20 protein-coding genes are annotated in these 20,175 nt (G+C 46.6%); 10 read left to right on the top strand and 10 right to left on the bottom strand.

Features of this window, described 5'->3' with window-relative positions; translation table 11 throughout:
* Positions 1 to 14: 14 nt before the first annotated feature.
* Positions 15 to 644: a histidine phosphatase family protein gene (locus tag E1919_RS06115; protein ID WP_162052469.1), complete on the bottom strand. Its 630-nt coding sequence runs from the start codon at positions 642 to 644 to the stop codon at positions 15 to 17.
* A gap of 111 nt (positions 645 to 755) precedes the next feature.
* Between E1919_RS06115 and E1919_RS06110 the strand changes: the two genes are divergently transcribed.
* The 9 genes from E1919_RS06110 (at position 756) to E1919_RS06070 (ending at position 9,411) form a co-directional block, all read left to right on the top strand.
* The gene (locus tag E1919_RS06110; protein WP_317168195.1) at positions 756 to 1,121 is read left to right on the top strand and encodes a hotdog fold thioesterase; all 366 of its coding nucleotides are present in this window, start codon (positions 756 to 758) and stop codon (positions 1,119 to 1,121) included.
* A 5-nt stretch (positions 1,122 to 1,126) separates the two neighbouring features.
* Positions 1,127 to 2,341 (top strand): chorismate-binding protein, encoded by a 1,215-nt coding sequence (locus tag E1919_RS06105; protein ID WP_162052467.1) that lies wholly within the window; start codon positions 1,127 to 1,129, stop codon positions 2,339 to 2,341.
* A gap of 164 nt (positions 2,342 to 2,505) precedes the next feature.
* Complete coding sequence (menD, locus tag E1919_RS06100; protein WP_162052466.1) at positions 2,506 to 4,209, top strand: 2-succinyl-5-enolpyruvyl-6-hydroxy-3-cyclohexene-1-carboxylic-acid synthase; 1,704 nt, start codon at positions 2,506 to 2,508, stop codon at positions 4,207 to 4,209.
* A gap of 203 nt (positions 4,210 to 4,412) precedes the next feature.
* Positions 4,413 to 4,877 (top strand): DoxX family protein, encoded by a 465-nt coding sequence (locus E1919_RS06095; RefSeq protein WP_162052465.1) that lies wholly within the window; start codon positions 4,413 to 4,415, stop codon positions 4,875 to 4,877.
* A gap of 226 nt (positions 4,878 to 5,103) precedes the next feature.
* Positions 5,104 to 5,559: a DoxX family protein gene (locus E1919_RS06090; protein WP_162052464.1), complete on the top strand. Its 456-nt coding sequence runs from the start codon at positions 5,104 to 5,106 to the stop codon at positions 5,557 to 5,559.
* 281 nt (positions 5,560 to 5,840) lie between these two features.
* Entirely contained in the window at positions 5,841 to 6,953 is a 1,113-nt protein-coding gene (locus tag E1919_RS06085) for an AMP-binding protein (protein ID WP_162052463.1), read from the top strand.
* Positions 6,954 to 7,018: 65 nt separating this feature from the next.
* Complete coding sequence (locus E1919_RS06080; protein ID WP_162052462.1) at positions 7,019 to 7,894, top strand: SMP-30/gluconolactonase/LRE family protein; 876 nt, start codon at positions 7,019 to 7,021, stop codon at positions 7,892 to 7,894.
* A 99-nt stretch (positions 7,895 to 7,993) separates the two neighbouring features.
* Positions 7,994 to 8,920 carry a DUF1835 domain-containing protein gene (locus tag E1919_RS06075; RefSeq protein WP_162052461.1) on the top strand — a complete coding sequence of 309 codons (927 nt, stop codon included), beginning with the start codon at positions 7,994 to 7,996 and terminating at the stop codon, positions 8,918 to 8,920.
* A 71-nt stretch (positions 8,921 to 8,991) separates the two neighbouring features.
* Complete coding sequence (locus E1919_RS06070) at positions 8,992 to 9,411, top strand: hypothetical protein (RefSeq protein ID WP_162052460.1); 420 nt, start codon at positions 8,992 to 8,994, stop codon at positions 9,409 to 9,411.
* Positions 9,412 to 9,506: 95 nt separating this feature from the next.
* On the opposite strand, the gene hutG is transcribed toward E1919_RS06070, so the two are convergent.
* The 3 genes from hutG to hutU all read right to left on the bottom strand — a co-directional run bounded on the left by hutG (position 9,507) and on the right by hutU (position 13,635).
* Positions 9,507 to 10,481: a formimidoylglutamase gene (hutG, locus tag E1919_RS06065; RefSeq protein WP_162052459.1), complete on the bottom strand. Its 975-nt coding sequence runs from the start codon at positions 10,479 to 10,481 to the stop codon at positions 9,507 to 9,509.
* 119 nt (positions 10,482 to 10,600) lie between these two features.
* Positions 10,601 to 11,851 (bottom strand): imidazolonepropionase, encoded by a 1,251-nt coding sequence (hutI, locus tag E1919_RS06060; RefSeq protein ID WP_162052458.1) that lies wholly within the window; start codon positions 11,849 to 11,851, stop codon positions 10,601 to 10,603.
* 71 nt (positions 11,852 to 11,922) lie between these two features.
* A complete protein-coding gene (gene hutU / locus E1919_RS06055) occupies positions 11,923 to 13,635 on the bottom strand; it encodes a urocanate hydratase (RefSeq protein WP_162052457.1) in 1,713 nt (570 codons plus the stop codon).
* Positions 13,636 to 13,739: 104 nt separating this feature from the next.
* On the opposite strand from hutU, the gene E1919_RS06050 reads away from it, so the two are divergent.
* Entirely contained in the window at positions 13,740 to 14,363 is a 624-nt protein-coding gene (locus tag E1919_RS06050; RefSeq protein WP_237144040.1) for a class I SAM-dependent methyltransferase, read from the top strand.
* A 102-nt stretch (positions 14,364 to 14,465) separates the two neighbouring features.
* Here E1919_RS06050 and E1919_RS06045 read toward each other — a convergent pair whose 3' ends face one another.
* The 6 genes from E1919_RS06045 to E1919_RS06020 form a co-directional block, all read right to left on the bottom strand.
* Positions 14,466 to 15,410 carry a sugar phosphate isomerase/epimerase family protein gene (locus E1919_RS06045; RefSeq protein ID WP_162052455.1) on the bottom strand — a complete coding sequence of 315 codons (945 nt, stop codon included), beginning with the start codon at positions 15,408 to 15,410 and terminating at the stop codon, positions 14,466 to 14,468.
* A gap of 54 nt (positions 15,411 to 15,464) precedes the next feature.
* Complete coding sequence (locus tag E1919_RS06040; protein ID WP_162052454.1) at positions 15,465 to 16,352, bottom strand: hydroxypyruvate isomerase family protein; 888 nt, start codon at positions 16,350 to 16,352, stop codon at positions 15,465 to 15,467.
* A gap of 27 nt (positions 16,353 to 16,379) precedes the next feature.
* Entirely contained in the window at positions 16,380 to 17,639 is a 1,260-nt protein-coding gene (locus E1919_RS06035) for a nucleoside permease (protein ID WP_162052453.1), read from the bottom strand.
* A 136-nt stretch (positions 17,640 to 17,775) separates the two neighbouring features.
* On the bottom strand, positions 17,776 to 18,435 hold the full coding sequence (locus E1919_RS06030) for a 3-keto-disaccharide hydrolase (protein WP_162052452.1): 660 nt from the start codon (positions 18,433 to 18,435) through the stop codon (positions 17,776 to 17,778).
* 88 nt (positions 18,436 to 18,523) lie between these two features.
* Positions 18,524 to 19,096 carry a c-type cytochrome gene (locus E1919_RS06025; protein WP_162052451.1) on the bottom strand — a complete coding sequence of 191 codons (573 nt, stop codon included), beginning with the start codon at positions 19,094 to 19,096 and terminating at the stop codon, positions 18,524 to 18,526.
* A gap of 22 nt (positions 19,097 to 19,118) precedes the next feature.
* Complete coding sequence (locus E1919_RS06020) at positions 19,119 to 20,171, bottom strand: sugar phosphate isomerase/epimerase family protein (protein ID WP_162052450.1); 1,053 nt, start codon at positions 20,169 to 20,171, stop codon at positions 19,119 to 19,121.
* Positions 20,172 to 20,175: the final 4 nt, after the last annotated feature.

The following is a 20,175-nucleotide window of genomic DNA, read 5'->3' as shown; positions in this document are numbered from 1 at the left end:
TTTGTTAAAAGCCTTTAAACAGGTTGCTCCTCCACCAGATGCGACACATCACAATGCTTCTTTACAGTGAACATAGTACCTGTATATTCAAGTTGGTATAGGCACAGGTTTAGGTGCTCAAACTGGTCCATGCAACGCAGCGGGTAGCGCAGCAGGTTGCATAACATAATACGCATCGCGCGCCCGTGCATACAGATAAGAATTGTTTTTTCCTCCGGCCGGCTAAGCATTAGGTCAATAAATGGCTTCTGCCTTGCTGCCACCACCTCAGGGCTCTCCCCTCCTTCTATACATACATCGCAGTTCCCCTCGCGCCAGGTCAGCAGCATATCGGCATAGTAATGATCTTCTTCCGGTGTCATACGTGTACCCTCACGGGTGCCCCAGTGAATCTCGTTCAGGCCGGCGTGCTGCTCGTGCGGCAGGCCCAGATCCAGAAAACCCTGCACCGACTGAATGGTGCGCTGTAAGGTGGAGGTATACACCTTGTCAAAAGGAATGTCTTTATACTTCTGATAAAACAGCCTGGCCTGCGCTTGTCCTGTCTCGTTAAGAGAGGAGTTAATGCCACTACCCTGCACAATACTTTTCAGGTTATAATCCGTCTGTCCGTGACGAATAATGTATACTTTCTTAATACTCAAAATTCTTCTACTTTTGCCTTTTATACATATGAAGCCCTAATTTAGGCATACATGTCTACACACGAAAATTATAGTACGTTAGAACAGGTAAAGCAGTGGTGCAAAAATACAATGATGGAATATCTTGGCATCGAAATAACAGAAGTAGGCGATGACTACATCTGTGGGAAAATGCCGGTAGACCACCGCACACACCAGCCAATGGGGCTCTTACACGGGGGAGCGTCCGTGGTACTGGCCGAGTCGCTGGCAAGTATGGGAGCCGCCCTTCAGGTAGATCTAACAAAGAAGGCCTGTGTCGGTTTAGAAATTAATGCAAACCACATCAGGGGTGTGCGTGAAGGCTGGGTTTATGCCAAAGCCACGGCCATACATAACGGGCGCAGCACCCAGATATGGGAAACAAAAATCATAAACGAAGCAGGCGATCTGCTTTGCATCAGCCGCATGACAGTGGCCGTAATCGATAAGAAATAATAAAAATGGAACAAGCTACTGCTTCAGAAAGTGATGCAACTGGTGCAGAGGCATATAGCAACACCTTAGCTCCTGTTATTTATACGGCTATCAGGAAGAGTAAAGCAGTAGCAGCCTGGCGGTTGCCTCATTCACATGAAGCACATGTCGCTGTGTCGCTTCAGGATAGCTTTACGCCAACGCCACCGGCACTGGAAAACAGCCCTTTCGGCTTCCTCTTCTGCCCTTTTCAGGAAAGCGAGCCAACACCAAATCTTTTTATCAAATCAGATCTGTATGTTACCCAGGCAACAGGTAAACTTACGGCGGCAGCTGATGCGCCCGCACCCGAGGTGGCTGATTTTATGCAAGCCCTGGAACCTGGTGCAGACCTACCACACAGGAGTTGGCATACTTCAAATGCTGGTATACAACAACAGCAGCAGTCGGATCTGCATTTTCAGAATGCAGTAGCAGCGGCTGTAGCCGCAATAAAGGAGGAGCAAATGGAGAAGGTGGTACTATCCCGCAACAGCGTCCTTTCATTGCCTTTGCACCTAGACCTGGCAGCTGTATTTGAAATGATGTGCCAGAAGCACCCACGTGCATTTGTTTCGGTGGTTTCAATTCCGGGCGTGGGAACATGGGCTGGAGCCTCTCCTGAGATACTGGTAAGTATAAATGAGCAACAGGTTTTCCATACAGTGGCGCTGGCAGGCACACAGCCTGCTACCGAGAGTGTAGCTGACGCTATCTGGCGACAAAAAGAAATCGAAGAGCAAGCCATGGTGGAACGCTATATTCTGCTCTGCTTCAAAAGCCTGCGCTTACGCGAGTATACTGAAATAGGTCCTCGCACGGTGGTGGCAGGCAACCTGATGCACCTGCGCACGGATTTCAAAGTTGATCTGAAAGAGGTAGACTTTCCGACCTTGGGAACAGACATGCTGCGCTTGCTGCACCCTACTTCTGCTGTTTGCGGATTACCCAAAGCACCCGCACTGCAGTTTATACTGGAGCACGAGGATTATAACCGTGGTTACTACAGCGGGTTCTTGGGTCCTGTAAACAGCAAAGCAGGTACTCATTTATTCGTGAACCTGCGCTGCATGCAATTATTAAAAGACAAAGCCATCATCTACGCTGGCGCTGGCATTACTGCTGAGTCTGACCCGGTAAAAGAATGGATGGAAACGCAGCACAAAATGGTTGCCATGCAGCGGATTCTTCAACAATTCTAATTAGGTTGTTTGTTATTAGTTGCTGGACTAAAATCAATATGTCTGCAAGATGAGAAAGGCTGTATGCCGAATGGATATCAAATCAATTCTTCATCAAGTACTTTAGTTTCTGAAAAATTGCGGCTTTAGGTAAAACTGCAACCATCAACGAATAACAAATAGCGATGATAATTCAACCTGTCGTAAACATAGCGGAGATTTGTGCCCGCAAAGGCGTAGAACAAGTGATCCTCTCCCCTGGCTCCCGCTGCGCACCGCTTACAATTGCTTTTGCCCGCCACCCGAAACTGACAGTGCGCACGGTAAGCGATGAGCGTGCAGCGGCTTTCATTGCCATAGGTATGGCAATGACAACAGGTAAGCCTACAGTATTGGTATGCACCTCTGGCACGGCAGCTTTAAATTATGCGCCTGCAGTAGCAGAAGCTTTCTTTCAGCAGGTACCGCTGCTGGTGCTCACCGCCGATCGGCCTCCTGAATGGATTGATCAGTTAGACGGTCAAACTATCCGGCAGCAGAACATATATGAACAACACATCAAGCAGAGCTATACCTTTCCCGCAGACTTTTCTCATCCCGATGCTGTGTGGCACAGCGAACGCATGGTTTCGGACGCACTGAACACGGCCGTTGCCTTCCCGGCAGGACCAGTACACATTAATGTGCCGCTACGCGAGCCGTTTTATCCTGCCCCGGATGAAAAAGTAACCTTCAGTGACAGGCTTAAGGTAATTGAGGAAGAGCACAATGCCTTTGAGCTAAACCATCAACAGGCACAGCGACTGCAGAAGGAATTGCAGCAGCATCAGCGTGTGCTCATAGTGGCAGGCCAGGATACCTATGACCTACAACTGCTGCAAAGCCTGGAAGCGTTTGTTAGAAAAAGAGGTGCTGTTGTAGTTGGAGACATAATCAGTAATGTGCAGCAAAGTAAAGAGGTGGTTCGTTACCAGGATGCCATCTTCTCCTGCCCTAATGAGGAGAAGCTTAAAGCCTTGCAACCAGACCTGCTGATTACACTTGGAAAGTCCATCATTTCGAAAAGTCTGAAGCTTTACCTCCGGAAATATAAGCCACAGGCACACTGGCACCTGCAGGCAGCAGGAGATGTGGCAGACACCTTTCAAACTTTAACCAGAATCATACGCTGTAAACCTGCTCATTTCTTCACTAGTCTGGCTGGTGCCGAAGAAACAGGTGCTACTGTTTTTGCCAGAGTGTGGCAAAACATGAATGAAATGGCCGGAAAATTTATACAGCAGCATGTTTCTGAAGCAAACTATGGCGAATTGGCTGTAGTGGCACGAGTACTGCAGCACTTACCGCAACAGAGCAACCTCCATCTGGCAAACAGCATGTCGGTGCGCTATGCCAACATACTGGCGCTGCACCCAGCGCAAAATGTACAGGTATATGCCAACCGCGGCACAAGTGGCATCGATGGCAGCACCAGCACCGCTGTAGGCTGCGCCCTCGTCAGTTCCGGTATCACCACCCTGCTCACCGGCGACCTAGCTTTCTTCTACGACCGGAATGGGCTGTGGCACAATTACCTTCCCCAGAACCTGCGCATCGTGCTGCTTAACAACCACGCCGGCGGCATCTTCAGGTTGATTGATGGCCCAAAACAGCAGCCGGAACTGGAGCCTTATTTTGAAACACATCAGGCACTCAATGCGGAAAATACGGCGCGGGATTTCAACATGGGTTATACTCCTGTACATAGTATAAAAGAGCTGGAAGAAGTGCTTCCAGCCTTCTTCTCGATAGAAGCAGGAGCTGGTATACTGGAGGTTTTCACGGATAGCCCCGCCAATGCAGAGGCATTTACCCGGTACCGTCAGGCTATCAGAAAGGTTATTTACTAAATAAATCAAGGCTGAAAAAATTTGAGATGATTTGAAAGCTTTTTCAGTATTATGATACCATAAAGCTGAAGCATTCTAATCTTATGGGTGCTGCCTTTTTATGGCAGGACTCCATCTGAAAATCAACTCTTTAGCTGCACAACCAGTTAGGAGGCAGGAGACGTATATATAAATATAGCACCTGTTATATTAAATTTCTGCCCATGAGTTTAACACAGGAGGTAAACAGTTCTGCCCGCGTAAATAGCGCCAACAATCCTATCTGGATGGATGGTTTGCGCATTCTACTGGGTCTATTTTTATTCTTCAAAGGAATTATGTTCCTGGAGCATACCAGTGATGTATTCTATATCTTCAGCCAAAGTCAGGATATTCTTGATATAAAAAAAGCTTCCATACTAACCAGTGTAGTGCATATAGTGGGAGGATTGATGATAGCCTTTGGTTGCTTAACCCGTCTTGCCCTGCTTTGCCAGTTCCCCATCCTGATTGGCGCTGTACTTATTGTAAATCCACAGCGCGGTGTTCAGGTAGGAAACACGGAACTTTGGTTATCTATACTAGTAACGTGCCTGCTCCTGTTCTTTATGATTGTAGGCCCTGGCCGCTATTCTGTAGACAACAAGCTCCTGCGTCAGAAGTACCCAGAGCCGGATGATGCAGAATAGAGTCCCCGAAGTGTAAACCGTTGTAGCAGTAGATGCTTTTTTGCTCCGAATTCATGTAGCAGCATTTGCTTACCCATGATGGTATGAAAATAAGGCGCTTCCCATTTCCCGCTCTTTCTATGTCCCGAAGCCTGTATTTAGAATCACTAAAACTGGCTTTGTCCAAAAAATAACAGAAATCGTTTAAGTAATTATAAACCAATTGTTTACTTAAACACTTACTGACATGAACCTAACACAAAACATGTATCGTATGGAGCGCTGGTCAGACACACACCACCCGCTCTGGCTCGACTTTATCCGCGTAGGGCTCGGAGTTTTCCTGTTTATCAAGGGCGTCATGTTTATACAGGACACAGAAGCCTTGATGAGTATTCTTCAGAAAAGCGAGTTTCCCTGGGTTTCTGTAGGTCTGGCACATTATGTTGCCATGGCGCATTTAGCAGGTGGGGTACTTATTGCTATAGGACTTATCACACGCGCCGCCATTCTTTTCCAGCTTCCAATTCTGATAGGTGCCGTCTTCTTTATAAACCCTGATAGGGGCTTTTACTCTGAAAATACAGAATTATGGTCTTCAATCATAGTGCTCCTCCTACTTGTTTTCTTCCTGGTTTTTGGCTCAGGACGCTTTTCAGTAGACCATTTGATACGGGAAAAGAAAAAAGACACCGTTGACTGATAAACTCAGGTTACGAGTTGAATTCATACTTATTTTATCACCCAATAAGCTTATCAAAAATCTGATTAAAGTATAAAGACTTAAATCAGATTTTATTCCTATTTATTTCTAATTTATAATCCAAATCGAGAAAACAAGCAGAGCAGGCAAAGCATTATTTCTTTGCCTGCTCTGCTTGTTTTAAAGCTGCTTAACGTTCATTTTTGTAAGGAAATGTAATCATTGAAATAATGATTCTCCTCACCAATCATCAACTTTGTATACTGTTAATTGACTGATACATGAACGAAAAATATCTTCTGCTTAACGGCAGAAAATTCTATTACGACGAAATAGCAGCCTATTCTTTCCGGAACAGCATACCCCTGGACGGCTACGAGAGCAAAACGCTTGAATTCTGCCGCAATTGGTTAACCGGTGTACAGGAATTTCCTATCATGACCTCTGGCTCTACGGGAGTTCCCAAAACTATTTACCTGACGCGCCAGCAAATGGAGGCCAGTGCACGCAGAACAATTAAGCTGCTGCGCCTGGAAAAAGGAGACTGTGCTTTAGTGTGTCTGAACACGGAATATATTGCTGGTATGATGATGCTGGTCAGGGCTTTCAAGGCTGATTTGAACATCATTATTGTAGACCCTGTCAGCAACCCGCTTTCGCTCGTGAACCGGGAAGAGCAGCTGGACTTTGCCTCCTTTGTACCTCTGCAGCTGCAAACTATTTTGCAGGAAATGCCGGAGGCCCTGCCGCAGCTTAACCGAATGAAGGGAATTCTGGTGGGCGGTGCCCCAATATCCGCTACCTTGCAAAGGGAGCTTCAGCAAATAAAACCACCTGTCTGCCTCACTTACGGCATGACAGAAACAGCATCGCATATAGCCATTCGCCGCCTGAACGGTTCTGAAGCCACAGATTATTATCAGGTGCTGGATGATATCCAGATAGGGATAGATAAACGCGGCTGCCTGACCATAAAAGGGGATATAACAAACAATGAGTTGCTTGTAACAAACGATATCGTCGAGCTCCTCACCCCAAGTCGCTTCCGCTGGATAGGGCGCGCTGACAACACCATCAACACAGGGGGCGTGAAAGTACAGGTTGAGAGTGTAGAAACAGCAATTTCAGAAGCCTTAGCAGGTATTGAGAACGCTCCACGCTTTTTTGTAGCAGCGCAACCCGATGAACTGCTTGGTGATAAAATTGTGCTGCTATTGGAAGGGAAACCTTTAAGTGAGGCTGCGGAAAAGGAACTGTTCAGCCGCCTTCAGATGCGCCTTAAAAAGTATGAAGTACCGAAAGAAATCATCTACAGTCCAACATTTTCAGGTACAGCCACAGGTAAAGTTTCGCGTCAGAATACCCTGCGGAAGCTTGGCTTACACTCAGACTAATGCTCATTTTTACAACAGCAGGAAATTAGAACCGTAAAATATATAAATCAACAATATTATATATTATGCGAATTTTACTTCAGAATGCATTTTTTGTTTTCCTGCTCGTGGGCCTTAACAGTTGTATCGGCAGGCTATTTTCGTCCGGGGCTCCAGTAGAACTGGAGCAGGCTTGGGCCTCTGATAATACTTTGCGTACTCCGGAATCGGTTGTACACGACCCGGTGCGTAACACCATATATGTTTCTAATATTAACAAACAATCAGGTACCCGCAAAGACGGAGATGGCTTTATCTCCCGCCTGAGCACAACCGGGCAAATAGAAGAATTGTACTGGGTGTCCGGACTAAATGACCCTAAAGGCACTGCCTTGCATAATAATGTGCTGTATGTAGCCGATGTAGATGAAATTGTAGCAATTTCTACGCAAACTGGCTCAGTACTTGGAAAGTACAAAGCCGAAAACGCCCGGAATTTGAATGGTATAACCGTGGATAACAATGGCACCGTGTTTGTCACAGACTCAGACCAGAAACGTATTTATCAGCTCAATAATGGCCGCGTGAGCGTTTGGGTAGATAACACCAGGCGTGATAACCCTAATGGCATCTACAAAGAAGGCAACCGCATGATAGTAGCTTTTAAGAACAGCGGTAAGATTAGATTTTTAGATCCGGAAACAAAAAATTTTACTGACTGGACCGATGGTATAGACGCTGCGGACGGTATTGCGGAAGCAGGAGATGGGAATTACCTCATTTCGAGCTGGGACGGTGAAATATACTATGTAAATAGCAATGGCAAGAACTGGAGTGTTTTGAATACGAAAGGCCAGAACATGAACACCGCTGACATCAGCTACGCTGAAAGATTGGGGCTTTTATTAGTACCCACATTTAAAGATAACAGAGTGGTGGCTTACAGAGTCAAACAACAATAAGCCATTACTAACATAACGTTGAAAATTAAAAAGGCAGCTGCACGAATGGTGTTAGCTGGCTTTTTAAATATTGCTATAGGAAAGTAAAATTAAGATAGCATGAAAAAGCTACCCACCTTACATATCATCAATGGTGATGCCTCTCTTACAGCCTTTGAAGCTGCCAAGTTACCTGGGCAGGTACTGGTATGGCGTGAAATTCTTTCAGAAGGGCCTACTGTAGCAAGCCTGCCTGAGCACGCGTTCTGGCAGAAGCGACAGGAGTACATAACTAAGACTTATAAGGAAACAGCAGCTGACTATAAAAAGAAAGTATTGGATGAGCTGCCAAAATTAAGTGCGGCTAGCGGTTTCTTTGAGGTAGTGCTTTGGTTTGATGCTGACCTCATGTGCCAGGTAAACCTCCTGTACCTGCTGCACCGCATGTACCTGCTTCAGCCAACCTCTGTTTCTATCTGCACACCTCCCCCGCCTGAAAATATTGCCCTTTTTAAACTAGAAGAACTGCAACAGCTTTTCGAGACGCGGCAAAGACAGATTATTTCTCAGCTACAAGAAGCCAACAAGATCTGGCATTTATATGCAGGCCCGGATCCCATGAAGCTACAGCTCTATTTACAGCAGCATCAAGAAGTTCAACCATCGCTTCGTAAGGCCATGTCGCTGCATCTGAGTCGCTTTCCAAGTTGTGAAACCGGCTTAGGCCACCCTGAACGTGCACTGCTGGAGCTTATACAGCAAGGCGCTGATACAATGGAGCAACTTATGCAACAGTTTTGGCATCACCATCTGGGCTATGGCTTTGGCGATTGGCAGCTACAGCAACTAATTCAGCGCCTGCAGCCACAACTTGTACACGATAACGGAGTTCTAACCATAAGCTCATTGGGGAAACTGGTATTACAAGGCCATGCCACTGTTACACCCGAAGACTACTGGCTTGGAGGCCTCAAAATAAAAGGCGCTACTAACAACCTGTGCTACAACTCTCTACTTCAGGAGTTGAAAATTTCTTCTTCACTATAGAATAAGTTTATACATTCTGGCCTCAAATATGTATACTTCCTGCTGTACCTATACTTTTCCCAAAGAGAAATATGAAGACGAAGCAAAAGTATACCCTAGCGCTTGCCACTGCGTTACCACTGGCAACTGCTCTTTGCTTGAGCACCAACGCACAGAGCCCTAAAACAGTATTACCAGCACAACAGCACCAGCATGTACTGGTAAGTACTGCGAATAATAGCAGCAATAATTACGAATCGCTTACAGGTATAAACCTCTATCATACCGGCAAGGGCACCTATCAACTGGATTTCTCTCAGCATCTTAAAGAGAACGCAGTACTAAGCATTAAGAATATTGCCCAAAAAGTGGTTTACCAGAAGCCGGTAAGTATAAAAAATAATAGCTCTTCCTGGCGCTATAAATTAGGCAAAATGAAACCAGGTATCTATCTGGTAGAAGTAATTACAAGCGATACTACATACTGGACTAAATTCAAAATAGGGCGTTAAGAGAAAATAAGCCACACAGACTCTTCAATCTGTGCGGCTTATTTTCTATATAATAATGCAGCCGTGCCATACGGAGCTAATAGCACTTCAGGCAGTTATACATTAGCCCATTCGCTTACGGCATGATACAGCAATGCTGCGCCAAGTTTAGCGGTACGGTTATCGGAGTCAAAAGCAGGGTTAAGCTCCGCCACATCGAGGCTCAGCAACTTACCACTTGCTATTACCTGCTGTAGCAGTTGCAGCACGACTCCGGGTTGCAGCCCCAACGCATTTACAGCACTTACTCCGGGAGCATAGGCAGCAGAAAATACATCCATGTCAATTGTCAGGTATATAGCTTCTACCTGATCTATCCATACCTGCAACTGCTCCTGCAGAACAGGCAATGTATGCCCCTGCACTTGTTCCGCGAACGTATACTGTACCTGTAGCTTTTCCGCTATATGGAAGAGGATACGCGTATTGCCCTGCTGCTGTATTCCAATGCAATTGTATATAAATTCTCTTTCCTGTGCATGCAGCTTATCAGCTATTTGTAAGAAGGGAGTACCTGAACTTGAGTGCCGGGCATAAGAACGCAAATCAAAATGCGCATCGAAGTTAAGAATGCCGAGTTTTTGCTTTACGGTTGCCCGATCCAACCCTAAAAAATGACCAAAGGCAATCTCGTGTCCGCCACCCAGCACCAGTGGCTTGTATCCCTGCTGCAACAAAACCGCCACTTTTCTTCCTAATTGTTCCTGTGCCTCCTCCAGGTTCTGATTCGTGCACAGCACATCTCCGGCATCGTAAAGCATGACATTGGACGATAGGTGATGCGCAAAAGGTGCCATAGCGCTACGCAGGCTTGAAGGACCGTCAACGGCCCCTGTTCTGCCCTGGTTCCGGCGCACCCCTTCGTCACAGCAGAAACCTAAAAAAACAAAAGCAACTTCTCCGTCAGGTACGGGAGTTACTTCTCCTGACAAATCCAGAAATTTGATTACCTGATGCCACCGAAACTCCAGTTCATCATCATGTGCGTCAGTCCTGCCCTTCCAGGCTTGTTTAGAAGCGGGTTTATACATGTGACTAGTTGCTATTGATAAATCATTTGATACTTATATTAAGGCCTGAGTTTTCTATCTCTTTAGAAAAGGTAGCGCAGAATTTTTAATAGAAATGTATGCTTTATATGACTTTTTCATTAGCTAACCCGAACACCGTTCTTCCAAATGATAGCAGGTTTTAGCTTACCTTGCTGGTACAGAATTTCTCTGTAATCTGCTGTTGGGAACGCAATCATGTCAGCTAAACATCCTTTTCCCACTTCGCCCCTGTCAGATAATTTCAGGGCTTGAGCGGCACGGGTTGTGATTGCGGCAAATGTTTCGGCAGTTGAAAGTTTTTCAGCAGCTCCTAAAAGAGCCGCCTGCGTTAGCAAATCCCCCATCGGCGCTGAACCCGGGTTCCAGTCGGTGGCAATGGCAAGGCATAGGCCACTATCTAGCATCCTCCGTGCCGGGGCATAGCTCATCCCTAGGCCGAGAGAAGCACCCGGTAATACGGTAGCCACTACTCCTGCTTCCTTCAGAAGCGCGACTGAAGCCTCGTCACTGGCTTCTAAATGATCGGCACTTAGTGCTCCTGCCTCAGCTGCCACTCTGCTTCCACCGGTACTGAACTGGTCTGCATGTACCGTGATTTCGAACCCCATCTCCTTCGCTTTCAACAGGTATTCAAGAGATTCGTGCTCAGAAAAAGCAGATTCTTCTACAAAAATATCAATTCGGCTGGCCAGTCCCTGTTCCTGCACCTGTGGCAATAACTTGGCCAGCAGATACTGCAGATAGAGACCTGAATCTGTGAATTCCGGTGGTCGGGTGTGGGCAGCCAGGCAGGTTGGTACCAGGTCCAGCGTATGATGCTTGTGCACGAGCGCTATCGTCTCCAGCATCTTCAGTTCATCATCCACCGTAAGGCCGTAACCACTTTTCACTTCACAAGTTGTTACTCCCTCAGATAAGTGCCGGTCGCAGCGCTTTTTTAGCAGGTCTACCAATTCAATGAGCGTGGCATCCCTAGTTTTGCGCACCGTATCCAGAATGCCGCCGCCACTGTGTGCTATCTCCAAATACGATTTGCCGGCCAGACGGAGCGCATAATCATTCGCGCGGGAGCCGGCGAAGCAAAGGTGGGTATGCGCATCAATCAGACCTGGTAACAGTACCATCGGCTGCGATATCTTTTCAACATGATATGCTTTGGCCTTCGCCTCCTGTTTCAACTTCTGGTAAGCATCCACCTTTACAATCTGCTCTCCCTGTACCAGCACACCGGCATTATTTAGCACCTGCAGCTGCGCATCTTTGATAGGACCTGCCTTGGGCAAACCTGTCATAGGTAAGAGCTGACTGAAAGGGCCGATTAAAGTAATTTCAGAATGACTTGATTTCATTGATAAGATTGTGTTTGCTGTATGGCACTGCAATTATTCCGCACTAATGCTTCAACCTCTTGAGGTTTGTACTATAAAGTTAACCCAAACTTCTCCGCATTATCCTGCGCTGTTCCATACCCTGCATCTGCGTGGCGGAAAATCCCCAAGGCCGGATCATTGTATAGCACACGGCGCAGGCAACGTTCAGCTCTATCAGTACCATCCGCTACTATAACCATACCTGCATGCTGCGAATAGCCGATACCTACGCCGCCGCCGTGATGGAACGATACCCAGGTGGCGCCCCCGCCGGTGTTGGCCATCAGGTTAAGCAGTGGCCAGTCAGAAACGGCATCTGAGCCATCTTTCATGCCCTCCGTCTCACGGTATGGCGAAGCAACAGAACCGCAATCAAGGTGATCCCGCCCTATCACCAGAGGTGCTTTCACTTTCCCTTCCCGCACAAGCTGATTAAACAGGATTCCAGCCTTTTCCCGCTCGCCCATTCCCAACCAGCAGATGCGGCAGGGCAACCCCTGAAAAGCCACCTTTTCTTCTGCCTCATTCAACCAGTGAATCATATGCTTATTCTCAGGAAACAGTGCTTTTAATGCTTCATCGGTCACGCGTATATCTTCCCGGTCTCCTGACAACGCCGCCCAGCGGAACGGACCTTTGCCCTCGCAAAAAAGCGGACGGATATACTCCGGTACAAAGCCCGGAATTTGAAAGGCATTTGTTTCGCCGCCTTGCTGCGCAAATTCACGGAGGTTATTGCCATAGTCAAACACTTTGCTGCCGCGGTTTTGCATCTCCAGCATAAAACGCACATGGCGGGCCATGCTTTTCAATGAGTGCACTTTGTACGTATCAGGAGCAGTTACACGAAGTGCTTGCGCCTCTTTCAAAGTGAAGCCATCAGGCACGTAGCCATTCAGCGGATCATGAGCGGAGGTTTGGTCTGTGAGTATATCGGGGATGATATTGTCCTGCAGAAGGCGCTCCAAAACATCTCCTATGTTGCCGACTAATCCAACTGAAACAGCTTCGCCCTTGTTCTTTGCCTCCAGCACCCACTGCTTTGCCTCTTCGTAATTATCCGTCATTTTGTGAAGATAGCGGGTTTCCAGGCGCTTCCGTATACGCTCCGGGTCAACATCCACACCCAAAAAAGTAGCTCCAGCCATGGTTGCAGCCAAAGGCTGCGCGCCACCCATTCCGCCTAAACCTCCAGTTACCAGCAGCCTGTGGCGCAGGTCCCCATTGAAATACTTTTTCCCGCAGGCCACAAAAGTTTCATAAGTGCCCTGTAGAATACCCTGCGTTCCGATGTAGATCCAGCTGCCAGCCGTCATTTGGCCATACATCATCAGGCCACGCTTGCGAAGGTCATTGAAATGCTCCCACGTGGCCCAGTGTGGCACCAGGTTACTGTTAGCAATCATTACCCGTGGCGCCTCCGGATGGGTGCGCACCTTCCCTACCGGCTTCCCTGATTGCACAAGCAAGCTCTCATCCTCCTCCAGTTCCAGCAGGACTTCTATTATTTTCCGGGCATCTTCCGGGGTGCGTGCTGCCTGCCCTGTTCCGCCATATACAACCAACTCAGCGGGTGCTTCCGCTACTTCATCTGTCAGGTTATTAAGAAACATACGAAGCGCCGCCTCTGCCTGCCAGTTCTTAGCGTTAAGCTCAGGTCCGCGTGGAGGATTGTAGGTAGGATGGTTCGCATATTTCTTCAGGAATTGTGCTGTTGTGAGTCCTGAATTTTGTGGAGATGCTGGTGCAGGAATTGAATTCATAGTTTGTAGGTTTAAACAAGCGTCTATTCAATTATGCGAATTTTTTTCAAAAAGTATAGTGAATGTGTTTTAAATTGAGCGGGAAAACATTTTCAATTCGCCTTATGAACGTGCCTGCTATTGCTACTCTACCCGCTATTTTTGGCAACATAGATGTTTACCTGTTCGACCAGCTCCTGAAGGGCCGCATCAGGGAGGGTATGACAGTATTTGACGCAGGTTGTGGAGCCGGAAGAAACATAGAATACTTACTAAAGGCAGGTGTAACGGTGTACGGAGCTGATATTTCAGAAGAAGCCATAGCTAGCGTGCAGCAACTAGCGGAGCAAGCAAAACAGGAAAGAAACCATCAGAATTTTGTAGTTTCTGACTTAGTAAATTTACCTTATTCAGATGGAAAATTTGATGTGGTGCTATGCAGCGCGGTACTACACTTTGCTAAAGATGAGCAGCATTTCAAAAGTATGGTGCAGGAACTTTGGCGCGTACTAAAACCAGGCGGTATGTTTTTTAGTCGTTTTAGTACGACAATTGGTATGGCAGGAAAGCTGCAACAGGTAAGTGGACGCCAGTACCAGATGCCACATGGGCCGGTGTGGTTTCTGGCCGATGAGGCACTGCTGCGGGAACAGGCAGTATCCTTAGGAGCCATATCTCTGGAGCCTCTGAAGACTGTCTTAGTCGAACAGGATAGAAGTATGACGACGTGGGTGCTTCAAAAGGTATGAGAACTTTCTTGATTGACGATATAAGAAAAATGCATCCTCCTCTCGAGTAACGCTCAAGGGAAGGATGCATTTTGTATTGATACTCACAAAAGCTATAAAATTTTATTGCTGTAATAAGGTATCCGCAACATAGTCGTAGCTCTGATTGATGCTGTTATAAGGATCCATCCCTTCAGCAAAATTTTCCTGCTCCACAAAGATATGCTCTGGCTCAGGGGCATTAGCGAAAAGTGTTTTATAGTCAATACTGCCGCTTCCTATTTCCGTGTTTAATGCCTGGTTGTTTTTGTCCATGTCCTTTACATGCCACATAATAAAACGGCCCGGATTTTCTTTCATCATGGCGACAGGATCTTTGCCGGCTCTATAAGCCCAGTAAAGGTCTAATTCCATTTTCACGAGCTCCGGATCTGTTTCTTCTAAAAGTATTTGGTATCCAGTTGTGTCACCCAATTCTTTGAATTCAAAGTCGTGGTTGTGATAGGCCAGTTTTAGCCCCTCCTGATTTACGGTTTTAGCGGCCTCGTTAATACGTTGCGTCAACTTTCGGTAGCTGTCAGCATCCTGTCGCAGCTTGTCTCCCAGGTATGGAATAGTTATGTAAGTCTGGCCTGTTGCTTTCGCGGCGTCAATGTAAGACTGAAGCAGTTCCTCATTGCCACCTTCCAGGTAAGGATCTAAACCATAATGGCCACTTGGAGTCGTCAGGTTATTCGCCTTCAGCAATTCGCTGAATTCATTCGCGTCCAGACCAAAGAAGCCATTCTCCTTGGAGTAGCCGAAGGTCTCCACCTCCTTGTAACCTGCTGCTGCAATTTTAGGAATAACCGCTTCTATCCCCTCGCTCTGTATCTGCTCACGCAAAGAGTACAGCTGAATGCCGATAGGTGTGTCGGTTGCAGTGGCAGGAAGCGTTGCATCATCAACTACTGCCGTTGTGTCTTCAGCCACTTCGTTGTTAGAGTTGCACGAGATGATGGCGGGAGTCATGAAAACTCCGGCTGATAGTAAACCCGCGTATCGCAGGAAAGCTCTTCTTTTGTTCATTATGCTCTTTTAAAAGTATAAGTGGATGGTTAAATTTCTGATATTAAATAATTTTTAGACATCACATATTTGAATTGCCTTCTGTAGTGAGGCTAGCTTGTCTTCCTGCTCTGGAATAAACTCCTGCGCCACATACCCCATAAATCCTGTTTCTTTGATGGCTCTCATGATCGCAGGATAATAAAGTTCCTGCGAATCATCAATTTCGTGCCTGCCCGGAACGCCTGCAGTATGGTAATGTGCAATGTAAGGATGGCTGTCTCTGATGGTTCGAATAACATCTCCCTCATCAATCTGCATATGGTAGATGTCGTAGAGCAGTTTAAAGTTTTCTGAACCCGTTCTTTTGGCTAGTTCCACCCCCCAGGCGGTGTGGTCGCACATATAATCTTTATGGTCTATTTTGCTGTTCAGTAGCTCCATTACCAGCACCACCTTGTGCTTTTCAGCCAGAGGCATTATATTTATCAGACCCTCGGCACAATTTTTAAGTCCTGTCTCATTATCCATTCCCTTTCTGTTGCCGCTAAAACAAATAAGATTGGTATAGCCTGCCTTGGCAACACGAGGAATCATCTCAGAATAATTCTTTATCAAAGTAGCATGGTACTGCGGGTCGTTCCATCCTTCAGACAGACCAATTTCTGCTCCGTTGCACATTGTAGAATGTAATCCGTGCTTTTGCAGTGTAGGCCAGTCGTTCGGTCCTACAAGGTCTATGCCCTTAATTCCCATTCCTTTTGCTGCAACACATAGCTCTTCCAACGACAACCCGCCGTAGGTCCAGCGACACACGGCGTGGTTAATATTACCTTTCAGTGGTAAAGATTGTAGACTATCAGCTCGTGCCAGTAATGGACTCATCATACCAGTAGCGGTTAAAGCGGCAGTACCTGCCAATACATTTTTAATTGCGGTTCTACGGTTAGGGTGCTGTGACATAGAATGAGGTTAAAGTTTAAAGTATCGCTAAGATAAGCTTTTTGCTTTTGTTTGACCGGAAGCAGTATTCAGATGCTCTGTAGCCTCCTTGCATGCTTTCCTGTCTCTGAACAGCAGCAGGAAAAGAATCAGTACAGCAGCAGCAATGCCAGCCGGTATCAGCCAAACAGACTGCCAGTCGTGGCCTCCCCCTGACGTTTGAAAAGCATCTACAATCACACCAGATAAGAGGGAGCCAATCAACATTCCCACACCATAGGTAGCCAGTGTAATCATGCCCTGTGCTGCACTTTTAAAGCGTGGCCCGGCAAGGTTATCAGTGTAAATCTGGCCGGTTACAAAAAAGAAGTCATAGCAAATGCCATGTAAGACAATCCCTCCTATCAGCATCCAGTAATTGGCATCTATATCACCAAAAGCGAAAAACACATACCGCACAACCCAGGCTAACATACCGATGGCCAGCATCTTCTTTACACCCAGCCTGACAAAGAACAAGGGCATCAGGAGCAAAAACAGCAGCTCAGACATCTGTCCCATTGCTTGTTTTCCTGCAGCAGAATCCATCCCTAGCTCGTTCAGGAACGGATTAGTAAAATTGTAGTAAAATGCCAGTGGTATACAAATGGCAACAGATGCCAGGAAGAAAGTCAGGTAGGAACGGTTCTTTAATAAACCAATCGCCTCCACACCTAGCATATCACCTATTGTAGCCTTACCTGCACCTTTCACTGGTGGCGTATGCGGCAAAGTAAAGCTGAAAAGACCCAGTACAGCAGAAGCAATAGATGCCATTCGAAAAGTAAGGCCAAGGTTTCCATTCTGTTCCCAGTTCAGCCAGCCGATTGTTAAGCCAGCAACAATCCAGCCCAGCGTCCCTAGCACTCTAATTGGGGGAAACTCTTTGCTTGGATCCTGCATCTGCCGGAAAGAAATTGAGTTCACCAACGCCAGCGTAGGCATATACAGCACCATGTACACCAGAATGGCAGGATAAAATGAATCAAAATCCGTAGCGACGGAGGCATACCACAATAAAGCAGCCCCTAACAGGTGCAGCACACCAAGTATGCGTTGCGCGGGGAAAAAACGATCTGCAACTAAACCAATGATAAAGGGTGCTACAATTGCCCCAATAGACTGCGTTAAAAAAGCAACCCCCACCTGTGTGGCGGAGGTTGACAGTTCTGATAGTAAATATGTACCCAGTGTAACAAACCAAGCCCCCCAGATAAAGAACTCCAGGAACATCATGAAAGACAACTTTACACGGGTAACCGGATGCATGGTTTCTTAAGTTTAATTTGAAATCCCTTTAAGTAACGTTAGCAGCTTACCAAAAAGCATTATGCTCTGATTGGTTTAAATATTTTCTAATAATCTGTTTATTAGATTTTTAAGCACTAAAAGTTAAAGTAAAGTACTAAAGTTCTTTGATCATAATATTTCTGTACCAGACTTCATCCCCGTGATCCTGCAGCGCAATTTTCCCTGATTTGAATGTTCCCCAGTCCGGCATATCCGCAAACTTGCTTCCGGCTATCATCGCTTTCCAGTTGTCATCCCACAGCATGGTATCTACTACCTGTGTTCCGTTCTGGATTAGCTTCAGCCTTCCATCCTTGCTGATGATCTCTGCCTGGTTCCACTCTCCGGCAGGTTTTACATTCTCAGGGATACCAGTCACCAAATCATAAAGGTCGCCGGCGCGGTGCTTCTCAATTTTTGCGTCGGGATGTCCTTCGTTATCCAGCACCTGCATTTCGAGTCCTGAATTGTAGGTATTTTGATACTTAGCAGGGTCTTCCTTTACATAAAAGATGATACCGCTGTTTCCATTCTGTGCCACCTTCCAATCCAGTTTCAGGTGAAAGTCATCGTATTCTTCATCCGTCACAATGTCGCCCCTACTTCCCTCAGCCGCTTTTGGATCCAAGTACAATGTACCGTCTTCAGCCTTCCAGGCCTCGCCAGCTGTAGTTTTACCGTAAGTGTGCCAGCCACTCGTGGTCTGGCCATCAAATAATGGCTCCCAGTCACCATCTTCATTTTCTGAAGTGGCCGGTGAAGTTTCTGTATCCATAGCCGTTTCGTTTTCTGTTTGATTTGACTGACAGGATAGGAGTACTGCCGACAATAATACTGCGGAGAAGAAAGTACGAATCATATATTTATTTCTTTAGTGACAACACATACTTAGCCATTTCTCTGGCATCTTCACGGCTTAAATCCGGATGAGGCGACATCGGTATCTGCCCCCAAACACCAGCCCCGCCTTCTATTATCTTGCCGGCAAGGTAGTCAACATTCTTATCGTTAAATTCATACTTTTCGGCAACCTCTACATAACCCGGTCCTACCAATCTCGCTTCCACCTGATGGCACGCAAGGCAGTCAGAGGTAGCAATCAGATTTTTACCTTTATCGAAGTTCTCCTGAGCAACTGGCTTAGCGGCAGTGGTTTTTGCAGCATCCGTGCTGGTATTTGCTGTAGCAGCATCAGTAGTAGTGGCTGGAGCAGTAGCCACCTCAGGCGATCTGTCTGTTCCGATTTGATTTATACTTGTGTCAACTTCAGATTGTCTGGTGGCTGCACTTAATTCAGCATCTGAATTAGCATCACTGTAAACAGGTGTTTCCTCGGTATTATCTCTGTTATAGTATTCTTCACCTTCTGTGGTTTCTGAACTACCACATGCTGCCATAAACGTACAGCAGCTAATCACCATCCATATTTTTTTCATGAGTTTTTTCCTTAGTTTGAAATTATAAGCCTAATATAGTGCGGTTTTTTTCTTCATCTACTCCAGAAGCGGCAAAATCGTCAAAAGCCTTTTCTGTTACGCGAATAATATGATCTTGTATGAACATGGCTCCCTCACGGGCACCATCTTCCGGGTGCTTTAAGGCACACTCCCACTCCAGCACCGCCCAGCCTTTAAAGTCATACGCTGTCAACTTACTGAATACGGAACCGAAGTCAACCTGGCCATCGCCAAGAGAACGGAAGCGCCCGGCTCTGTTAACCCAGCTTTGGTAACCTCCATAAACGCCCTGCTTACCAGTAGGATTAAATTCCGCATCTTTTACATGGAACATCCTGATTCGTTCATGGTAATGGTCAATGTAAGAAAGATAATCCATAGCCTGTAGCACAAAATGCGACGGGTCGTAAAGCAGACACGCTCTCGGATGGTTGTTCACCTCTTCCAGGAACATCTCATACGTTACGCCATCATGCAAATCCTCACCCGGGTGAATCTCATAGCAAACATCCACACCTGCTTCATCAAACGCGTTCAGAATGGGCGTCCAGCGGTTTGCCAGTTCTTTGAAGCCGGCTTCTACCAGTCCTGCAGGGCGCTGAGGCCAAGGGTATACCGTTTGCCAAAGTAAAGCTCCACTAAAGGTACCATGGGCATTCAACCCTAAATTCTGAGATGCTTTCGCTGCGTTCTTTAGTTGCTGTACTGCCCATTCGGTTCGAGCTTTCGGATTATTGCGGTACTGTTCCGGAGCAAAGCCATCAAACAGGGTATCGTAAGCGGGGTTAACAGCAATCAACTGCCCGTGCAGGTGACTAGATAGTTCAGTTATTTTCAGGCCCTGTCCCTCCACAATTCCCTTGATCTCATCAGCGTACGTCTTGCTTTCCGCGGCCTTTTGAACATCAAAATATTTGGAGTCCCAAGTTGGAATTTGCACGCCTTCATACCCAAGCCCTTTAGCCCAACGGCAGATAGATTCCAGGTTGTCGAACGGTGGCTGATCGCCTAAAAATTGTGCTAAGAATATTGCTGGTCCTTGTATAGTCGTCATAGTT

This window comes from Pontibacter pamirensis (genome assembly GCF_010015475.1).
GTDB classification, from domain to species: Bacteria; Bacteroidota; Bacteroidia; order Cytophagales; family Hymenobacteraceae; genus Pontibacter; species Pontibacter pamirensis.
This window is presented reverse-complemented; position numbering and strand designations above follow the sequence as displayed.

Coding starts and splice junctions, on each gene's coding strand:
- E1919_RS06110 (WP_317168195.1), top strand. CDS start 756: ATGATGGAATATCTTGGCATCGAAATAACAGAAGTAGGCGATGACTAC.
- E1919_RS06105 (WP_162052467.1), top strand. CDS start 1,127: ATGGAACAAGCTACTGCTTCAGAAAGTGATGCAACTGGTGCAGAGGCA.
- menD (WP_162052466.1), top strand. CDS start 2,506: ATGATAATTCAACCTGTCGTAAACATAGCGGAGATTTGTGCCCGCAAA.
- E1919_RS06095 (WP_162052465.1), top strand. CDS start 4,413: ATGAGTTTAACACAGGAGGTAAACAGTTCTGCCCGCGTAAATAGCGCC.
- E1919_RS06090 (WP_162052464.1), top strand. CDS start 5,104: ATGAACCTAACACAAAACATGTATCGTATGGAGCGCTGGTCAGACACA.
- E1919_RS06085 (WP_162052463.1), top strand. CDS start 5,841: ATGAACGAAAAATATCTTCTGCTTAACGGCAGAAAATTCTATTACGAC.
- E1919_RS06080 (WP_162052462.1), top strand. CDS start 7,019: ATGCGAATTTTACTTCAGAATGCATTTTTTGTTTTCCTGCTCGTGGGC.
- E1919_RS06075 (WP_162052461.1), top strand. CDS start 7,994: ATGAAAAAGCTACCCACCTTACATATCATCAATGGTGATGCCTCTCTT.
- E1919_RS06070 (WP_162052460.1), top strand. CDS start 8,992: ATGAAGACGAAGCAAAAGTATACCCTAGCGCTTGCCACTGCGTTACCA.
- hutG (WP_162052459.1), bottom strand. CDS start 10,481: ATGTATAAACCCGCTTCTAAACAAGCCTGGAAGGGCAGGACTGACGCA.
- hutI (WP_162052458.1), bottom strand. CDS start 11,851: ATGAAATCAAGTCATTCTGAAATTACTTTAATCGGCCCTTTCAGTCAG.
- hutU (WP_162052457.1), bottom strand. CDS start 13,635: ATGAATTCAATTCCTGCACCAGCATCTCCACAAAATTCAGGACTCACA.
- E1919_RS06050 (WP_237144040.1), top strand. CDS start 13,740: ATGAACGTGCCTGCTATTGCTACTCTACCCGCTATTTTTGGCAACATA.
- E1919_RS06045 (WP_162052455.1), bottom strand. CDS start 15,410: ATGAACAAAAGAAGAGCTTTCCTGCGATACGCGGGTTTACTATCAGCC.
- E1919_RS06040 (WP_162052454.1), bottom strand. CDS start 16,352: ATGTCACAGCACCCTAACCGTAGAACCGCAATTAAAAATGTATTGGCA.
- E1919_RS06035 (WP_162052453.1), bottom strand. CDS start 17,639: ATGCATCCGGTTACCCGTGTAAAGTTGTCTTTCATGATGTTCCTGGAG.
- E1919_RS06030 (WP_162052452.1), bottom strand. CDS start 18,435: ATGGATACAGAAACTTCACCGGCCACTTCAGAAAATGAAGATGGTGAC.
- E1919_RS06025 (WP_162052451.1), bottom strand. CDS start 19,096: ATGAAAAAAATATGGATGGTGATTAGCTGCTGTACGTTTATGGCAGCA.
- E1919_RS06020 (WP_162052450.1), bottom strand. CDS start 20,171: ATGACGACTATACAAGGACCAGCAATATTCTTAGCACAATTTTTAGGC.